This is a genomic window from Isoptericola sp. NPDC057391, assembly GCF_042668085.1.
GTDB lineage: Bacteria > Actinomycetota > Actinomycetes > Actinomycetales > Cellulomonadaceae > Isoptericola.
In genome coordinates, this window is sequence record NZ_JBHVBO010000101.1 from 1 (window position 1) to 15201 (window position 15201).

At 73.7% G+C, this 15201-nt stretch carries 14 protein-coding genes; 2 read left to right on the forward strand and 12 right to left on the reverse strand.

What is annotated here, in order from left to right; all coding sequences use genetic code 11:
- Positions 1–30 precede the first annotated feature (30 nt).
- The 8 genes from ACFUVW_RS13220 to ACFUVW_RS13255 all read right to left on the reverse strand — a co-directional run bounded on the left by ACFUVW_RS13220 (position 31) and on the right by ACFUVW_RS13255 (position 10024).
- A complete protein-coding gene (locus ACFUVW_RS13220) occupies positions 31–1587 on the reverse strand; it encodes a sugar ABC transporter ATP-binding protein (RefSeq protein WP_430571790.1) in 1557 nt (518 codons plus the stop codon).
- On the reverse strand, positions 1584–2606 hold the full coding sequence (locus ACFUVW_RS13225) for a LacI family DNA-binding transcriptional regulator (RefSeq protein ID WP_430571791.1): 1023 nt from the start codon (positions 2604–2606) through the stop codon (positions 1584–1586). The genes ACFUVW_RS13220 and ACFUVW_RS13225 overlap by 4 nt, the downstream gene beginning before the upstream one ends.
- Before the next feature lie 91 nt (positions 2607–2697).
- Positions 2698–4209, reverse strand: a complete 1512-nt coding sequence (gene araA / locus ACFUVW_RS13230; protein ID WP_430571792.1) for an L-arabinose isomerase — start codon at positions 4207–4209, stop codon at positions 2698–2700.
- Positions 4210–4262: 53 nt separating this feature from the next.
- On the reverse strand, positions 4263–4973 hold the full coding sequence (locus ACFUVW_RS13235; protein WP_430571793.1) for an L-ribulose-5-phosphate 4-epimerase: 711 nt from the start codon (positions 4971–4973) through the stop codon (positions 4263–4265).
- A gap of 46 nt (positions 4974–5019) precedes the next feature.
- A complete protein-coding gene (locus ACFUVW_RS13240; protein ID WP_430571794.1) occupies positions 5020–6654 on the reverse strand; it encodes a xylulokinase in 1635 nt (544 codons plus the stop codon).
- A 202-nt stretch (positions 6655–6856) separates the two neighbouring features.
- Positions 6857–8299, reverse strand: coding sequence for a glycoside hydrolase family 43 protein (locus ACFUVW_RS13245; RefSeq protein WP_430571795.1), 1443 nt, complete (start codon positions 8297–8299; stop codon positions 6857–6859).
- A gap of 94 nt (positions 8300–8393) precedes the next feature.
- Positions 8394–9473 (reverse strand): LacI family DNA-binding transcriptional regulator, encoded by a 1080-nt coding sequence (locus ACFUVW_RS13250; RefSeq protein ID WP_430571796.1) that lies wholly within the window; start codon positions 9471–9473, stop codon positions 8394–8396.
- Positions 9470–10024, reverse strand: coding sequence for a GNAT family N-acetyltransferase (locus tag ACFUVW_RS13255; protein WP_430571797.1), 555 nt, complete (start codon positions 10022–10024; stop codon positions 9470–9472). Before ACFUVW_RS13255 ends, ACFUVW_RS13250 begins: the two co-directional genes overlap by 4 nt.
- Positions 10025–10093: 69 nt before the next feature.
- Between ACFUVW_RS13255 and purU the strand changes: the two genes are divergently transcribed.
- Positions 10094–10951: a formyltetrahydrofolate deformylase gene (gene purU, locus ACFUVW_RS13260; RefSeq protein ID WP_430571798.1), complete on the forward strand. Its 858-nt coding sequence runs from the start codon at positions 10094–10096 to the stop codon at positions 10949–10951.
- Positions 10952–10973: 22 nt separating this feature from the next.
- On the opposite strand, the gene ACFUVW_RS13265 is transcribed toward purU, so the two are convergent.
- On the reverse strand, positions 10974–11864 hold the full coding sequence (locus ACFUVW_RS13265) for a VOC family protein (protein ID WP_430571799.1): 891 nt from the start codon (positions 11862–11864) through the stop codon (positions 10974–10976).
- A 43-nt stretch (positions 11865–11907) separates the two neighbouring features.
- On the reverse strand, positions 11908–12522 hold the full coding sequence (locus ACFUVW_RS13270) for an NADPH-dependent F420 reductase (protein ID WP_430571800.1): 615 nt from the start codon (positions 12520–12522) through the stop codon (positions 11908–11910).
- Between the two features lie 118 nt (positions 12523–12640).
- On the opposite strand from ACFUVW_RS13270, the gene ACFUVW_RS13275 reads away from it, so the two are divergent.
- Positions 12641–13162 carry a MarR family winged helix-turn-helix transcriptional regulator gene (locus ACFUVW_RS13275; RefSeq protein WP_430571801.1) on the forward strand — a complete coding sequence of 174 codons (522 nt, stop codon included), beginning with the start codon at positions 12641–12643 and terminating at the stop codon, positions 13160–13162.
- Between the two features lie 36 nt (positions 13163–13198).
- On the opposite strand, the gene ACFUVW_RS13280 is transcribed toward ACFUVW_RS13275, so the two are convergent.
- Positions 13199–13933, reverse strand: coding sequence for an ATP-binding cassette domain-containing protein (locus tag ACFUVW_RS13280; RefSeq protein WP_430571802.1), 735 nt, complete (start codon positions 13931–13933; stop codon positions 13199–13201).
- Entirely contained in the window at positions 13930–15144 is a 1215-nt protein-coding gene (locus ACFUVW_RS13285; protein ID WP_430571803.1) for an ROK family transcriptional regulator, read from the reverse strand. The genes ACFUVW_RS13280 and ACFUVW_RS13285 overlap by 4 nt, the downstream gene beginning before the upstream one ends.
- Positions 15145–15201: the final 57 nt, after the last annotated feature.

The window sequence follows — 15201 nt, forward strand, 5'->3', positions numbered from 1 at the left end:
GCGAACGGGGCCACGATCGCACCCACAACGTCAGGGGTCGCCGGGGTCGGGTTCGTCCAGCTCCGCGGCGATCATCTCGACGATGGTGTCCACCGTGACGCCGGGCCCGTTGCTCAGCTCGCCGATCTTCTCGCGGTCCTTGAGCACCACGATGCGGTCGGCGAGGCGCACCACCTCCTCCAGCTGGGAGGAGATGAAGACGACGGCGACGCCCTCGCCCGCGAGGCGCGCCACGCGGCGCTGGATCTCGAGCTTGGCGGCGATGTCGATGCCGCGTGTCGGCTCGTCGAGGACGAGGACGTGCGGCCGCGTGGCCAGCAGCCGGGCGAGCAGCACCTTCTGCTGCGTGCCCCCGGACAGCTCGCCGGCCGGGCGGTCCAGGTCGTCGGGCGACAGGTGCAGGGCGTCGAGGTAGGTGTCGACGACGGCGTCCTGCTCGCCGCGCGAGAGCGGCCGCGACCAGCCGCGCAGCGCCTGCAGCGCCAGGACGATGTTCTCCCGCACCGTGAGCCCCGCGACGATGCCGTCGTCCCGGACGTTCTCGCTCGACATCGCGATCCGGGACCGCAGGGCCGCCGCCGGGCTGCGCAGCTGCACCCGCACGCCGTCGAGCCAGAGCTCGCCGCGGTCGGCGCGCTCCGCCCCGCTCATCAGCCGGGCGAGCTCGGTGCGCCCGGAGCCGCGCAGCCCCGCGAGGCCCACGACCTCGCCCCGGGACAGCTCCAGGTCGGTCGGCTCGAGGACGCCCTGGCGCCCCAGGGCCGCTGCCCGCAGGGTCGGCTCGCCCGTGGCCGCGTAGTGGTGCGCGAGCCGCTGCGAGTGCAGCGCCTGGAGCGCGTCGATGTCCTCGCCGAGCATCTTGGAGATCACCTCGGCGCGCTCGACGTCCGCGGTCCGGAACTCCGCGACGACGCGGCCGCCCCGCAGCACCGTCATCCGGTCGCTCACCTCGAAGACCTGCTCGAGGAAGTGCGAGACGAACAGCACCGCGACGCCCTGGTCGCAGAGGCGCCGCACCACGCCGAGCAGGCGGGCGGCCTCGTCCGCGTCGAGGCTCGACGTCGGCTCGTCGAGCACGAGCACGCGCGGCTCGAGCACGATCGCCCGCGCCACCGCCACGAGCTGCTTGGTCGCGGGCGACAGCACCGACAGCGGGGCGCGCGGGTCGATGTCCTCGATCCCCAGCGTGGCGAGGGCGGCCGACGCGCGCGCCCTCGTCCGGCCCCAGTCGATGCCGAACCAGCCGCGCACCTCGTGGCCGATCATCACGTTCTCGGCGACGGTCAGGTGCGGGCTCAGGTGCGTCTCCTGGAAGACGGTCGCGATGCCGTCGGCGCGGCTGCGCGCGACGCTCGTCGGCGTCGTGGGGGCGCCGTCGACCACGACCGTCCCCGCCAGGATCGGCAGCGTCCCGGTGAGCGCGCCGATGAGCGTCGACTTGCCCGCGCCGTTCTCCCCCATGAGCGCGTGCACCTCGCCGGGCCGGAGCACGAGGTCCACGTCGTCCAGCACCCGCACCCCCGAGCGCTCCACGGTGATCCCGCGCATCTCCACCACCGGGGCCGGCACCCCGGGCCGCGAGGTCATCCGCCGGCCTTCCGGGGCGGGGCGCTCGACGCCCGGGCGACGAGCTCCGCGGGGATCTTCGTGACCGTCGGGATCTCCTCCTCCTCGATCGCGGCCCGCAGGACGTCGACGACGGAGACGCCCAGGGCGTGGAAGTTCTGCCGCACGGTCGTCAGCGGGGGGATGACGTGGCGCGCCAGGGGGATGTCGTCGAACCCGACGACGCTCACGTCGTCCGGCACCGAGAAGCCCCGGTCGTGCAGGCCGTGCACGAGGCCGACCGCCATGTCGTCGTTCGCGGCGAAGATCGCCGTGTACTCCGGGAGCTCGCGGATCCCGCGCGCGAAGTCGTAGGCGAAGTCGGCCGTCCAGTCCCCGACGACGATGGGGCGCTCGCGCAGCCCCCACGACTTCGCCCGGGCGTGGAAGGACCGCTCGCGCGTGCGGGCGTCGAGCCAGTCGAGCGGGCCGGCGAGGTGCAGGATGTCGCGGTGCCCGAGCGAGACGAGGTGGTCGACCGCCAGCACCGTCCCCGCCTGCTGGTCGACGGTCACGGTGAGGAACGTCGGGTCCTTGTCCGGCTTGACCACGAGCACCGGCACGCCGACGGCGATGCGGCGCAGCGCGGCGATCGACGACGACCGGGGCGCCACGACGCAGAGGGCGTCGACCCCCTGCGCGATGAGGTGGTCGACCCCTTCCTGCGGGGTGATCTCCTCCCCCGCCCGCAGCAGCACGGAGGTCACCACGTACCCGGACGCGCGGGCGGCGGACTCGACGGCGTACAGCGTGCTGGTCGGGCCGAACGTCGCCGCGCTCTCCACGAGGACGCCGATGCGTCGGCTGCGCTGGGTGGCCAGCGCCCGGGCCGTCATGTTCGGCCGGTAGCCGAGCTGCTCGATGGCCTCCTCGACGCGGCGCCGGGTGGCCTCCCGGATGTTCGGGTGGTCGTTGAGGACCCGCGACACCGTCATGTGCGAGACGCCGGCGAGCTGCGCGACCTGCCGGATGTTCGGCTTGTCGGCGGCGGGACTCGCCATGCGGGGCCTCCACGGGATGCGTCCACCGGCCGGCCCGGCGGCTCGGCGGCGTCAGCCTACCGAACCGCCGGCCGCTCGCCGGTGGTCGTGCTCAGAGCCCCTGGGCGAGGCGGTAGTACACCTGGTTCCAGCGCACCTGGTCGGCGAAGCCGCGGCGCGTGGTGTCCTCGTCGATGACGAGCAGCTCGGTGCGCGCGATGTTCGCGAACACCTCGAACGCCTCGACGCCCGCCGCCGTCGACATCACGGTGTGGTGCGCGCCGCCGGCCGTGAGCCACGCCTCGGCGGAGGTGGTGAAGTCGGGGCGCGGCGCCCAGACGGCGCGGGCGACGGGCAGGTTCGGCAGGTCCTGCGTCGGCGGGACGACGTCCACGACGTTCGCGGTGAGGCGGAAGCGGTCGCGCATGTCGGCGAGCGAGACGACGACGGCGCCCTCGGTCCCGTCGGCGTCGAACACCATGCGGACCGGGTCTTCCTTGCCGCCGATGCCGAGCGGGTGGATCTCCACGCGGGGCTTCGACGTCGTGAGGGACGGGCAGACCTCGAGCATGTGGGCGCCGAGGATGAGCTCGGAGCCGGGCGTGAGGTCGTAGGTGTAGTCCTCCATGAGCGAGGCGCCGCCGGGCAGGCCCTCGCCCATGACCTTCGCGGCGCGCACCAGGACGGCGGTCTTCCAGTCGCCCTCGGCGCCGAACCCGTAGCCCTTGCTCATGAGGCGCTGGACGGCGATGCCGGGCAGCTGGCGCAGGGCGCCGAGGTCCTCGAAGTTCGTGGTGAACGCCTTGGCGCCGCGCTCGACGAGGAACGCCTCCATGGCGTTCTCCTGACGGGCCGCGTAGCGCAGCGACTCGTGCCGCTCGCCGCCCTTCCGCAGCTCGGGGACGACGTCGTAGAGCTCCTCGTACTCGGCGACGAGCGCGTCGACCGCGGCGTCGTCCACGGCGTCGACGGCCGCGACGAGGTCGTTGACGCCCCACGTGTTCACGGAGACGCCGAAGCGCAGCTCGGCCTCGGTCTTGTCGCCCTCGGTGACGGCGACGTTGCGCATGTTGTCGCCGAAGCGCACCAGCTTCAGCTCGTGCGTGGCGGCCCAGCCCGCGGCCCCGCGCACCCAGGTGCCGACGCGGCGGGTCACGGCCGGGTTCGACACGTGCCCGACGACGGTGGTGCGCGCGACGCCCAGGCGCGTGGCCAGGTAGGCGTACTCGCGGTCGCCGTGCGCGGCCTGGTTGAGGTTCATGAAGTCGAAGTCGATGTCCGCCCACGGCAGCTCGACGTTCGCCTGCGTGTGCAGGTGCAGCAGCGGCTTGCGCAGCGCGTCGAGGCCCGAGATCCACATCTTGGCCGGGCTGAACGTGTGCATCCACGTGATGACGCCGAGCACCTTGTCGTCCGCGTTCGCGTCGAGCATCGCCCGGCGGATGGAGCCGGCGTCCTTGAGCACGGGCTTCCACACGACCTTCGCGGGCACGTCGGACGAGATGTCCAGGGCCCGCGCGACCTCCTGCGACTGCGCCGCGACCTGCTCCAGCGTCTCGGGCCCGTACAGGTCCTGGCTGCCGGTGAAGAACCAGACCTCGCGGTCGGCGTACGGCTTGCTCATGGGTGTCCTCTCTGGATCAGTCTGGTTCAGGGCTGCTCGGTCGCGCCGCCGGCTCAGTGCTGGCCGTAGACGTTCTGGTAGCGGGCATAGAGCGAGTCCACGTGCTCCTGCGCGATCGGCAGCGGCTCGCCGAGCTGGCGCGACACGTGCACGGTGCGCGCCACCTCCTCGCACATGACGGCGGCCTTGACGGCGGCGCGCGCATCCTTGCCGATGGTGAACGGTCCGTGGTTGCGCATGAGCACGGCGGGGCTGCGCGAGCCGGAGAGGGTCTCGACGATGCCGCGGCCGATCGAGTCGTCGCCGATGATCGCGAACGGGCCCACGGGGATGGGCCCGCCGAACTCGTCGGCCATCATCGTGAGCACGCAGGGGATCTCCTCCGCGCGGGCGGCCCACGCCGTCGCGTACGTGGAGTGCGTGTGCACGACGCCGCCCACCTCGGGCATGTGCGCGTACACGTAGGCGTGCGCAGCGGTGTCCGACGACGGCGACCGGTCGCCCTCGACGAGGTTGGCGTCCAGGTCGCACACCACCATCGACTCCGGGGTGATGTCGTCGTAGGCGACGCCGGACGGCTTGATGACCAGGAGGTCGCCCGAGCCGTCGGGGGTGCTGTCGTCCCGGACGCGCTCGGACACGTTGCCGGCGGTCCACACGACCAGCTCCCAGCGGGGCAGCTCGGCGTGCAGGGCCGCGACCTTCTCCTTGGCGGCGTCGACGGCCCCGCGCAGGTGCGCGGGGACCTCGGTGAGGGTGCTCATGGGCTTCTCCAGTGCGGGGGGGCGGGTCGTCGACGAGGGGGTGTCGTCAGAGGGCTGCGGTGGCGGCACGCTCGACCGCGAGGCCGGCGGAGTACCGCTCGAGGTAGGCGGCGAAGCCCGCCACGTCGTCGGCGTCCGGCTCGGCGACGTCGAGCCGGGCGTCGGCGAAGACCCGCTCGGCCAGGTACGCGTCGAGGGCGGGCGCGGCGCCGTCGGCCCCGCCCTCCGCGCGGGCCCGGGCGAACGCGGCCAGGACGGCGATGCCCCAGGCGCCGCCCTCCCCCGCCGTCTGCCCGACGGCGACCGGGGCGTCGATCGCGCCGGCGAGCAGGCGCTGGGCCACGCCCGCGGTCTTGAACAGGCCGCCGTGCGCGAACATCGTGTCGATCGCGACGCCCTCGCCGTGCAGCACGCGCATGCCGAGCGCGAGCGTGCCGAACACGCCGTAGAGCTGCGTGCGCGCGAAGTTCGCGAGCGTGAGGCGGCTGTCGGGGGTGCGCACGACGAGCGGGCGGCCCTCGTCGAGGCCGGTGATGGGCTCGCCGGCGAGGTAGTTGTACGCGAGCAGGCCGCCGCCGTCGGGGGCGCCGTCGAGCGCGGCCCGGAAGAGCGCGCCGAAGACGGCGTCGGGCTCGGCCGGCCGGCCGAGCGCGGCCGCGAACTGGCCGAAGACGCCGGCCCACGCGTCGAGCTCGCTGGCGCCGTTGTTGCAGTGCACCATCGCGACGAGGTCTCCCGCCGGCGTGGTGACGAGGTCGAGCTCGTGGTGCACGGAGGTCAGCGGCTTCTCGAGCACGACCATCGCGAAGATCGACGTGCCCGCGCTGATGTTGCCGGTGCGCGGCGCGACGGAGTTGGTCGCCACCATGCCGGTGCCGGCGTCGCCCTCGGGCGGGCAGAGGAGCACGCCGGGCTGCAGGGTGCCCGTGGGGTCCAGCAGCGCGGCGCCCTCGGGGGTGAGCCGGCCCGCGTCCTCGCCCGCGGTGAGCACCTGCGGCAGCAGGCCCTCGACCTGCAGGCCGGGGCGCTTGGCGGCGGCGAGGTGCCGGAACTGCTCCAGCATCCGCGCGTCGTAGTCGCCCGTGGCGGGGTCGATCGGGAACATGCCCGAGGCGTCGCCGACGCCGAGCACGTGCCGGCCCGTCAGGGCCCGGTGCACGTAGCCGGCCAGCGTGGTGAACGACGCGACCTGCGGCACGTGCGGCTCGTCGTCGAGGATCGCCTGGTAGAGGTGGGCGATCGACCAGCGCAGCGGGATGTTGTGCCCGAAGAGCGCGGACAGCTCCGCGGCGGCCTGCCCGGTGTTCGTGTTGCGCCAGGTGCGGAACGGCACGAGCAGCTCGCCGTCGGCGTCGAACGGCAGGTAGCCGTGCATCATCGCCGAGACGCCGAGCCCGGCGTAGACGGTGGGGCGCACGCCGTAGCGCTGCTCGACGTCGGCCACGAGCGCGGCGTAGGCGCCCTGTAGCCCCGCGTGCACGGCGTCGAGCGCGTAGGTCCAGACACCGTCGACGAGCTCGTTCTCCCACGCGTGCGAGCCGCTCGCGAGCGGCGTGTGGTCCGGCCCGATCAGGCACGCCTTGATGTTGGTGGAGCCGAGCTCGATGCCCAACGAGGCGCGGCCCCCGGCGATCGCCTCCCGGATCGCGGACGTGCCGTCCGGCTGCGCCGCCTGCGTCATCGTTGCTCCGTCCCTGCCCGGCCGTCCCGGGCGTCGTCGTGGTCGATTCATGTTAGCGCTCACATGGCGCGCGCCCAACCCGCGAGGTGGTACCAGCCCCCGCGAGGTAGTCCGAGCCTCCGCGAGGTAGTCCGAGTCGCGCCGAGGTAGTGGCCTGGACCACTACCTCGACGCGAGGCCGACTACCTCGGCAAGGGTCGCACTACCTCGCGGAGCCCGGGCGCACGACGTCGAGCCGCGCCGGCTCGCTGCGCACCTCGCCGTGGGCGTTGGCGACGACGGCGCGCACGAGCAGGCCGTCCGGCTCCCGGCCGGTGTGCTTGAGCGTCCAGCGCGCGGTGCCGCCCGTGCCGCCCGTGGCGCGCGTCGCGGCGGCCGCGGCGGCCGACCAGGTGGCGCCGTCGTCGTCCGATGTCTCCCACGTGACGACGGGCACCGGCGTGCCGGACACCCCGACCTCGAACGTCGCGGGCCGGTTGCCGCGGACGGTCACGTCGCGCGGGTCCGCCGTGACGGCCGGCTCCTCGACCGCCTGGTCCACCACCGGCCACCCGTCCTCCCAGCCGAGGCGCTGCAGGCCGAGCGTCGGGAAGCCCGGGATCTCCGCGTTCGCGGCGTCGTAGTAGTGGAACGCGAGCACGCCGTCGGACACCGACTGGCCGCCCGGGCCCACGACCGCGCCGTGCGACGAGAGCAGCACCGTGCCGCCGCCGTCGGCCAGGTCCCTGCCATCCTTGTCGAGGTACGGCCCGGTGACGTCGCGCGACCGCCCGACCGCCACCTGGTAGGTGCTGTCGAGGCCCTGGCAGCACCGGTCGAACGAGACGAACAGGTAGTACCAGCCGTCCCGCTCGGTGATGAAGGGCGCCTCGACGGGGTTGCCCGGCACCATGCGGTCGACCAGGTGCGTGGCGTTCTCCAGAGCCCCGTAGGCGAGCTTGCCGCTGGGCCACTCGAGCTCGACGAGGAAGATGCCGTACCAGTACGAGCCGATCGCCATGTACGGGGTGCCGTCCGCGTCCTCGACGATGCCCGCGTCGATGGCGTTGAAGGTCTTGCCGCCGGCGATCTCCTGCGGCGAGTCGATCACGGGTCCCTGGTCGACCCAGGCGTAGTCCGGGTCGTCCGGGTCGAGCGTCGTGTTGGTCGCGAGGGCCGTAACCGAGGTGTTCGTGCCGAAGCGCGACGCCGAGTAGTAGAGGTAGTAGGTGCCGCCATGCTCGTAGACCTCCGGCGCCCACAGGTTGTCGGGCAGCACGCCGCTGCCGTCCGCCGCGAAGCGCTCGTCGATCCAGGCGGGGATCTCGTCCCAGACGGTGCCGTCGTAGGCCCAGGTCACGCCCTCGTCGTGGCTCGACCACATCTGGATGGTGCCGCCCTTCTCGCGGTTCACCAGCCCCGTGGTGTACACGCGCCAGGTGCCGTCGTCGTCGACGACGAGCGCCGGGTCGTGCATCGGCGACGTCTCGCCGGTCACGGAGAGGCCGCCGGTCGGGAGGGTCGGCGCCGGGCGGCCGCGCTCGGCGGCATCGGGCGTGGCGGTGGCGGGGCCGACGGCGGTGGCGGCGACCAGCGACGCGCCCATCAGCGCCGTCGTCAGCACGCCGGCCGCGGCGGCCCGGACCCGCCTGGGAGATCTGTGCATCGTGACTCCTCTACAACGATGTAGAACTACGAACGCGCCGAATCTACCCAGGTGCCACGACGGCGGTCAACGAACGGCGGTCGGTGCTCGGCGGTCAGCGGGCGGGAGGCGGCGCCGTGCTGGAGCGCACCACGAGCTCGGGCACGATCCGCTCTGTCGGCACGCTGCCGCCGGCCAGCGCCGCGACCACCATCGCGACGCTGCGCTCCCCCAGCACCCCGAACGGCTGGCGCACCGTGGTCAGCGGGGGCACGAAGTAGGCGGCGCCCGCCACGTCGTCGAAGCCCACCACCGACACGTCGTCGGGCACGGTGAGCCCGCGCTCCCAGAACGCGCGGAGGATGCCGAGCGCGAGCTGGTCGTTCCCCGCGAACACCGCCGTCGGGCCCTCCTGGGCCACCACGGCCTCCGCGAGGTCGCGGCCCGCGGCGTACCCGTCCTCGGCCGACCAGCTGCAGTACCGCGGACGGCTCGGGGCGATCCCCCGCGCCTCGAGGGCCTCCCGCCAGCCCGAGGCGCGCTCGCGCGCGTCGAACCAGTCCTGCGGCCCGGCGACGTGCAGCACGTCGCGGTGCCCCAGGTCGAGCAGGTGCTCGGTCGCGGCGCGCGCCCCCGCCCGCTGGTCGACGGCGAGCGACAGCGTCGTCGGGCCGGCCGCCGTCGTGCCGGCCTCGCGCGGCAGCTTCTCCAGCGCCGCGACGACGAGCACCGGGACCGGAGCGCGGAAGGACTCGACCGCGGCCGCGACGTCGTCCTGCGGCGCGATGACGACGATCGCCTCGACGCCCTGGTCCATGAAGTGCTCCAAGGCCTCGTGCATCGCCTCGGCGTCGTAGCGCCGCAGCGTCGCGACGGAGACAAAGTACCCCTGGTCGCGCGCCGCGCCCTCGATCGCGATGAGCGTGCTGGTGGGGCCGAACAGCGCCGAGCCCGTGGTCACCACGCCGAGCGTCGCCGAGCGTGCCGTCGCCAGCGCCCGCGCGGCGCTGTTGCGCCGGTAGCCGAGGCTCGCGATGGCCTGCAGCACGCGCTCGCGGGTCTCGCCGCGCACGCTCGGGTGGTCGTTGAGCACCCGGGAGACCGTCTGGTGGGAGACCCCCGCGACGGCGGCGACGTCGGCCATGGACGGGCGGCGCGACCGAGGACGCGTCGCCTGCCCGCCGGCGTCGGTCATCGTTCCTGCGCCGCGTTCCTCGCGTCGACCTCGTCGAGCACCCGGCGCAGGTACGTCAGCGTGAGCTTGCCCGCCGCGCGGTCGTACTGCTCCTCGTAGCCGTGCTTGGTGTACATGGCGAGGTTCTTCTTGGAGTCCTTGCCCGTGAACGCCCACACCTCCGTCACCTCCGACGGCAGGAACTGCAGGATCGCGAACATCAGCGACGTGCCGATGCCCTTGGCCTGCTGGTCCGGTGCGACGGCGAGCCGCCCGATCGTCGCCTTCGGGCCCTCGATCTCCAGGCGCAGCGACCCCACCAGGCGGTGCCCCTCCCACGCGCCGACCGTCACGACGTCGTCGCGCGCCATGTCGTCGCGCAGCTCGTGCAGCGTCTGCGTCAGCGGCGGGATGTGCGGGTCGTCGTACAGCTGCGCCTCGCTGACGAACGCCGCCCGGCGCAGCGTCAGCAGCTCGCCCGCCTGGTCGTCCTCGACCAGCGCGATCCGCAGCGCGTCGTCGCCGCTCTCCTGCTGGACTTCCTGGGCGTCAGTGCCGCGTGCCTCGCTCATGGGGACATCGTGGCAGACGGACGGCGGACACGTCGTCGCGAGCCGGACCCGGTCGGTGACAATGGGCGGGTGACGACCGAATGGGTGCTGACCCTCTCCTGCCCCGACCGTCCCGGGATCGTGCACGCCGTGGCGGGCGTGCTGGCCGAGCACGGCGGCAACATCACCGAGTCGCAGCAGTTCGGGGACCCGGCGTCGGGCCTGTTCTTCATGCGGGTGCAGGTGGAGCTGCAGGTCGACACGGAGACGGGCCGCGACGCCCTCACGACGGCGCTCACGCCCGTCGCCGAAAGGTTCGGCATGACCTGGCAGCTCGACGTCGTCGGCCGCCGCCTGCGCACGCTGGTGCTGGTCAGCAAGGCGCCGCACTGCCTGGTGGACCTGCTCTACCGCGAGCGGTACCAGGGCATGCCGGTCGACGTCGTCGGCGTCGTCGGCAATCACCGGGACCTCGAGGACATGGCCGCGTTCTACGGCAAGCCGTTCCACCACGTGCCGGTCACGAAGGACACGAAGGCGCAGGCGGAGGACCGGCTGCGGGGGCTGGTCGCCGAGCTCGACGTCGAGCTGGTCGTCCTCGCCCGGTACATGCAGATCCTGTCGGACGAGCTGTGCCGCGACCTCGAGGGCAAGGTCATCAACATCCACCACTCGTTCCTGCCGAGCTTCAAGGGCGCACGGCCCTACGCGCAGGCGCACGACCGCGGCGTCAAGCTCATCGGTGCGACGTCGCACTACGTCACGGGCGACCTCGACGAGGGGCCGATCATCGAGCAGGACGTCGAGCGGGTGGACCACTCGCGCGCCGTCGCCGACCTCGTCGCGATCGGCGAGGACGTCGAGCGCCGCACGCTCGCGCGCGCCGTGCGGTGGCACGCCGAGCACCGCGTGCTGCTCGACGGCCACCGCACCGTCGTCTTCCGCTGACCTCCGGGGTCCGGGCCGCCGCTCAGGCCACCGACACCTCGACGAGCGTGTTCCACGGGTCCTCGAACCGGAGCGTCCGACCGTCGTCGCGCGCCGCGACGTCGACGTGCCTCAGCCGGTCCGCCAGCGCGCCGACCTCGTCGCGCGTCGGCACCGTGAGCGCCACCTGGCCGAGGCCGAGCGTCGCGGCCCGCGGCCCGGCGCCGGCGCTGTTCCAGGTGTTCATCGCCATGTGGTGGTGGTACCCGCCGGCGGCGACGAACAGCGCGCCGTGGAAGGTCGCCATGATCTCGAAGCCGAGGGTGTCGACGTAGAACCGCCGCGCCGTGGGGATGTCGCCCACCTGCAGGTGCACGTGACCGACCTGGGCGGCCTGGCCCGCGGTGCCGGCCAGGGCGTCCTCGGTGAGGTGCCGCTGCAGGAACTCCTGCGGGTCGAACCAGTCGGAGCCCATGGCCACGCGGCCGCCGTCGTGCCGCCAGGTGTCGCGCGGGCGGTCCCAGTAGAGCTCGATGCCGTTGTCCTCCGGGTCGGTGAAGTAGAACGCGCGCGACACCCAGTGGTCGGAGTTCCCCGCGAACCGCGACAGCGGGTGCCGTGCGGCGTGCGCGACGGCGGCGGCGAGGGCCTCCTCGGTGTCGAACAGCACGGCCGTGTGGAACAGCCCTGCCTGGTTCCGCGACGTCGCCGGCAGCCCCGGCGTGTGCTGCAGCGCGACGACGGGCACCCCGCCGCGCCCGAGCACCACGCGGTCCGGGCCGCCGGACCCGGGGAGCTCCTCGAGCGCGATCGCCTCGCGGTAGTAGGCGCTCATCGCGCCGAGGTCGCCCACGTGCAGGGTGACGGCACCCATCGCGGTCTCGGGCGCGAGAAGGTCGGGACGGCGGCGCGGCGCGGTCGTCGAGGTGGTCATGGTCGGCTCCTGGTGCGAGGACGGGACGGGTCGGACGCGCGGGTCAGAGCAGCGCGAACCCGGTGGTCCACTGCGTCTTCTCCCCCGCGGCGAGGGTCAGCTGGAGGAAGCCGAGCGCCTCGAGCTCGCGGGCGCGCTTCAGCGACCCGGCGTCGACGACGCGGACGGCGGACCCGTCGAACGCGGCGGCGAACGCGGCCTTGGCGGCGACGTCGTCGCCCGCGACGAGGACGGCCGTCGGGACGTCGCCGACGGTGCCGCCGGCGAGCGTCGCGGCGAAGTTCGTGTTGAACGCCTTGAGCACGCGCGCGCCGGGGAGCTTCTCCGCCAGCCCGGCCGCGGCCGAGGAGTCGGCGGGCACGACGAGCGCGTCGAAGCTGGCGAAGTCGAGCGGGTTGGTGGGGTCGACGACGGTGCGCCCGGCGAGCTGGCCGCCGTAGGTCGCGACGACGTCGTCGAGCGCCGGGTACGGCAGGGCCAGGACGACGATCTCGCCCGTGAGCGGCTCGCCGAACGCGGTCGCGGTGACGGCGGCGTCCACGGCGGCGGCCTTGGTGACGTCGCGGGCGACGACCTGCACGTCGTTCCCGCCGGCGAGGGCGAGGCCCGCGATCGCGGAGCCCATGTTCCCGGCGCCGAGGATGCTGATGGTGGCCATGGTTCCTCCTGAGGATCCGACGTCGACCCGTTTGGTTGACGGTACAACCAACATAGACCGGTTATAGTTGTAGCGTCAACCTTCGTCCCCGAGGGTGACGGACCAGGAGGGCGATCACGTGACCACGACGCGGCGCACCACGACCCCCGGCGACGAGCCGCGCTGGCTCGATGCCGAGCAGATGCGCACGTGGCTGCGGCTGCAGGCGGTGATCGAGCTGCTGCCCGCCACGCTCGACCAGCAGCTGCGCCGCGACGCCGACCTCACCCACTTCGAGTACATGGTGCTGGCGATGCTGTCCGAGGCACCCGACCGCGCCCTGCGCATGACCGAGCTCGCCCGCCTCACCAGCGCCACCCTCCCCCGCCTCTCGCACGTCGCGCGCCGGCTCGAGGGCCGCGGCTACGTCGAGCGCTGCACCGCCCCCGACGACCGCCGCGCGACCATCGCCCACCTCACCGACGAGGGCTGGCGCAAGGTCGTCGCGAGCGCCCCCGGCCACGCGCGCACCGTGCTCCAGGACGTCTTCGACGACCTCGACGCCGACGAGGTCCGCACCCTCGCCTGGGCGTTCGACAAGGTCCTCGCCCACATCGACCCGCACGACCGCTTCGGCCTCGGCGAGCGCTCGGCCCGCTGACCTCCGCCCGGGCCGCCTCCCCGTTCGCCGCGCCCCTCAGGCCGCGCCGGTGATGGCGGCCAGGATCTCCTCGTGCGCGGCCGTGGCCGGGAACGACCCGTTGTTCCGGCCGTGGCGCAGCACCTCGATGCGGTCGGAGACCGCGCGCACGTCGTTGAGGTTGTGGCTGATGAGGATGACGCCGAGGCCCAGCTCGCGCAGGCGCTGGATGTGCGTGAGCACCTCGGCGGTCTGCGCCACCGAGAGCGCCGCCGTCGGCTCGTCGAGCACCACGATGCGCGGCTGGCCGATGAGGGTGCGCGCGATGGCGACCGCCTGGCGCTGCCCGGCGGACAGGTGCCGCAGCGGGGTCCGCACCGACGGGATCCGGACGGTGAGGTGCTCCAGCAGCGCGCGGGTCTCGGTCTCCATCTCGCCGTCGCGCAGCAGGCCGGCCCGCCCCCGCAGCTCCTGGCCCAGGAAGACGTTCGCGGTGACGTCGAGGTTCTCGCACACGGCGAGGTCCTGGAAGACGCTGGCCACGCCGAGCTGGTTCGCCGCCGAGGGCGACGGGATCGAGACGGGCTCGCCGTCGATCTCCAGCTGCCCCGAGCTGGGGCTCAGCACGCCGGCCACGATCTGGGCGAGCGTCGACTTGCCCGCGCCGTTGTCCCCGACCAGGGCGACCACCTCGTGCGCGTGCACCTCGAGGTCCACGTCGACGAGGGCCTCGACGGCACCGAAGTACCTGCTGACCTGCCGCAGCGCGAGCAGCGGCGTGCGTCCCCTCACCGGTTCCCCTTTCCTGTGCGGACCTGCCCCACGGCGACGGCGCCGTGCGGTCCGTCGTCGGGCTGCTCCAGCAGGTCGGTGTGCTGCAGCGCGAGCGCGAGAGCTCCCTCCAGCTCGGCGCGCGTCCCCAGCGCCGCGGGCACCACCTCCAGCGGCGTGACCTGCTGCAGCAGGGTCCGGCGGCGCAGCGCCTCGCGCAGCGGCCCGAGGAAGACCTCGCCCGTGGCGGCCAGCGCGCCCCCGACGACGACGAGCTCCGGGTTGAGCGACGTCGCCAGCCCGGCCACGACGCCGCCGACCACCGTACCGGCGTCGGCGACGATCTCCCGACAGCCCGGGTCGTCCTCGTTCGTCAGGCGGACGACGTCGGCGAGGGTGAGGTTCCCGTGGCTGCTGCGCAGCGGCTCGAGCAGCGCCCGGTCCCCGACGACCGTGTCGAGGCAGCCGCGGCTGCCGCACGAGCAGATGTTCCCGGCCGGGTCCACCTGCACGTGCCCGATCTCGCCCGCCGTGCCCGCGACGCCGCGGTGCACGCGGCCCGCCAGGACGATGCCCGCCCCGACGCCGTGCCCGGCCCGGACGTACAGGGCGTCGTGCACCTCGCGCGCGGCGCCCACCGTGCTCTCGGCCAGCGCCCCCAGGTTCGCGTCGTTGTCCACGAACACGGGCCGGGCCAGCCGCTTCGACAGCACCTGCGCCACCGGCACGCCGTCCCAGCCGCGCAGGATGCCCCGCACCGTGACCTGCCCGCTCGAGGCGTCGACCGGCGCCGGCAGCCCGAGGCCGATGCCGAGTACCTCATCGAGCTCGGACCCCACGCGTTCCAGCAGGTCGACGACGAGCAGGGCCGCGCGGTCGAGGCTGGTGTCGGCGCGGTGCTCCGCGGGCAGCGGCAGCACCTGCTCGGCGAGGATCTCGTGCGACACGTCCGCGATCGCCACGGTGAGGTGCCGGGAGCCGACCAGCACGCCCGCGACCAGCCCCACGCGGTGGGCGAGGGTGACGAGCTGCGCCCGCCGGCCCGAGCGGATCGTGTTGCGCACCTCGACCAGCTCGGCGGCGACGAGCTCTTTGACGATCGTCGACACCGTGGCGGGCGACAGCCCGGTGGCCCCGGTGAGCTCGACCTGTGTCAGCCCACCGTGCCGCTTGACCGCGTCGACGACGCGCGCACGGTTCGCCTCGCGCAGCGACGACTGCGATCCCACCATCGGCAGCCGTCCTCTCACGCCGGGGAGTCTATGGTGCGACGACGCGCGGGGCGGCGG

Coding starts and splice junctions, on each gene's coding strand:
- ACFUVW_RS13285 (WP_430571803.1), bottom strand. CDS start 15,144: ATGGTGGGATCGCAGTCGTCGCTGCGCGAGGCGAACCGTGCGCGCGTC.
- ACFUVW_RS13245 (WP_430571795.1), bottom strand. CDS start 8,299: ATGCACAGATCTCCCAGGCGGGTCCGGGCCGCCGCGGCCGGCGTGCTG.
- ACFUVW_RS13235 (WP_430571793.1), bottom strand. CDS start 4,973: ATGAGCACCCTCACCGAGGTCCCCGCGCACCTGCGCGGGGCCGTCGAC.
- ACFUVW_RS13255 (WP_430571797.1), bottom strand. CDS start 10,024: ATGAGCGAGGCACGCGGCACTGACGCCCAGGAAGTCCAGCAGGAGAGC.
- araA (WP_430571792.1), bottom strand. CDS start 4,209: ATGAGCAAGCCGTACGCCGACCGCGAGGTCTGGTTCTTCACCGGCAGC.
- ACFUVW_RS13220 (WP_430571790.1), bottom strand. CDS start 1,587: ATGACCTCGCGGCCCGGGGTGCCGGCCCCGGTGGTGGAGATGCGCGGG.
- ACFUVW_RS13265 (WP_430571799.1), bottom strand. CDS start 11,864: ATGACCACCTCGACGACCGCGCCGCGCCGCCGTCCCGACCTTCTCGCG.
- ACFUVW_RS13270 (WP_430571800.1), bottom strand. CDS start 12,522: ATGGCCACCATCAGCATCCTCGGCGCCGGGAACATGGGCTCCGCGATC.
- ACFUVW_RS13225 (WP_430571791.1), bottom strand. CDS start 2,606: ATGGCGAGTCCCGCCGCCGACAAGCCGAACATCCGGCAGGTCGCGCAG.
- ACFUVW_RS13250 (WP_430571796.1), bottom strand. CDS start 9,473: ATGACCGACGCCGGCGGGCAGGCGACGCGTCCTCGGTCGCGCCGCCCG.
- ACFUVW_RS13240 (WP_430571794.1), bottom strand. CDS start 6,654: ATGACGCAGGCGGCGCAGCCGGACGGCACGTCCGCGATCCGGGAGGCG.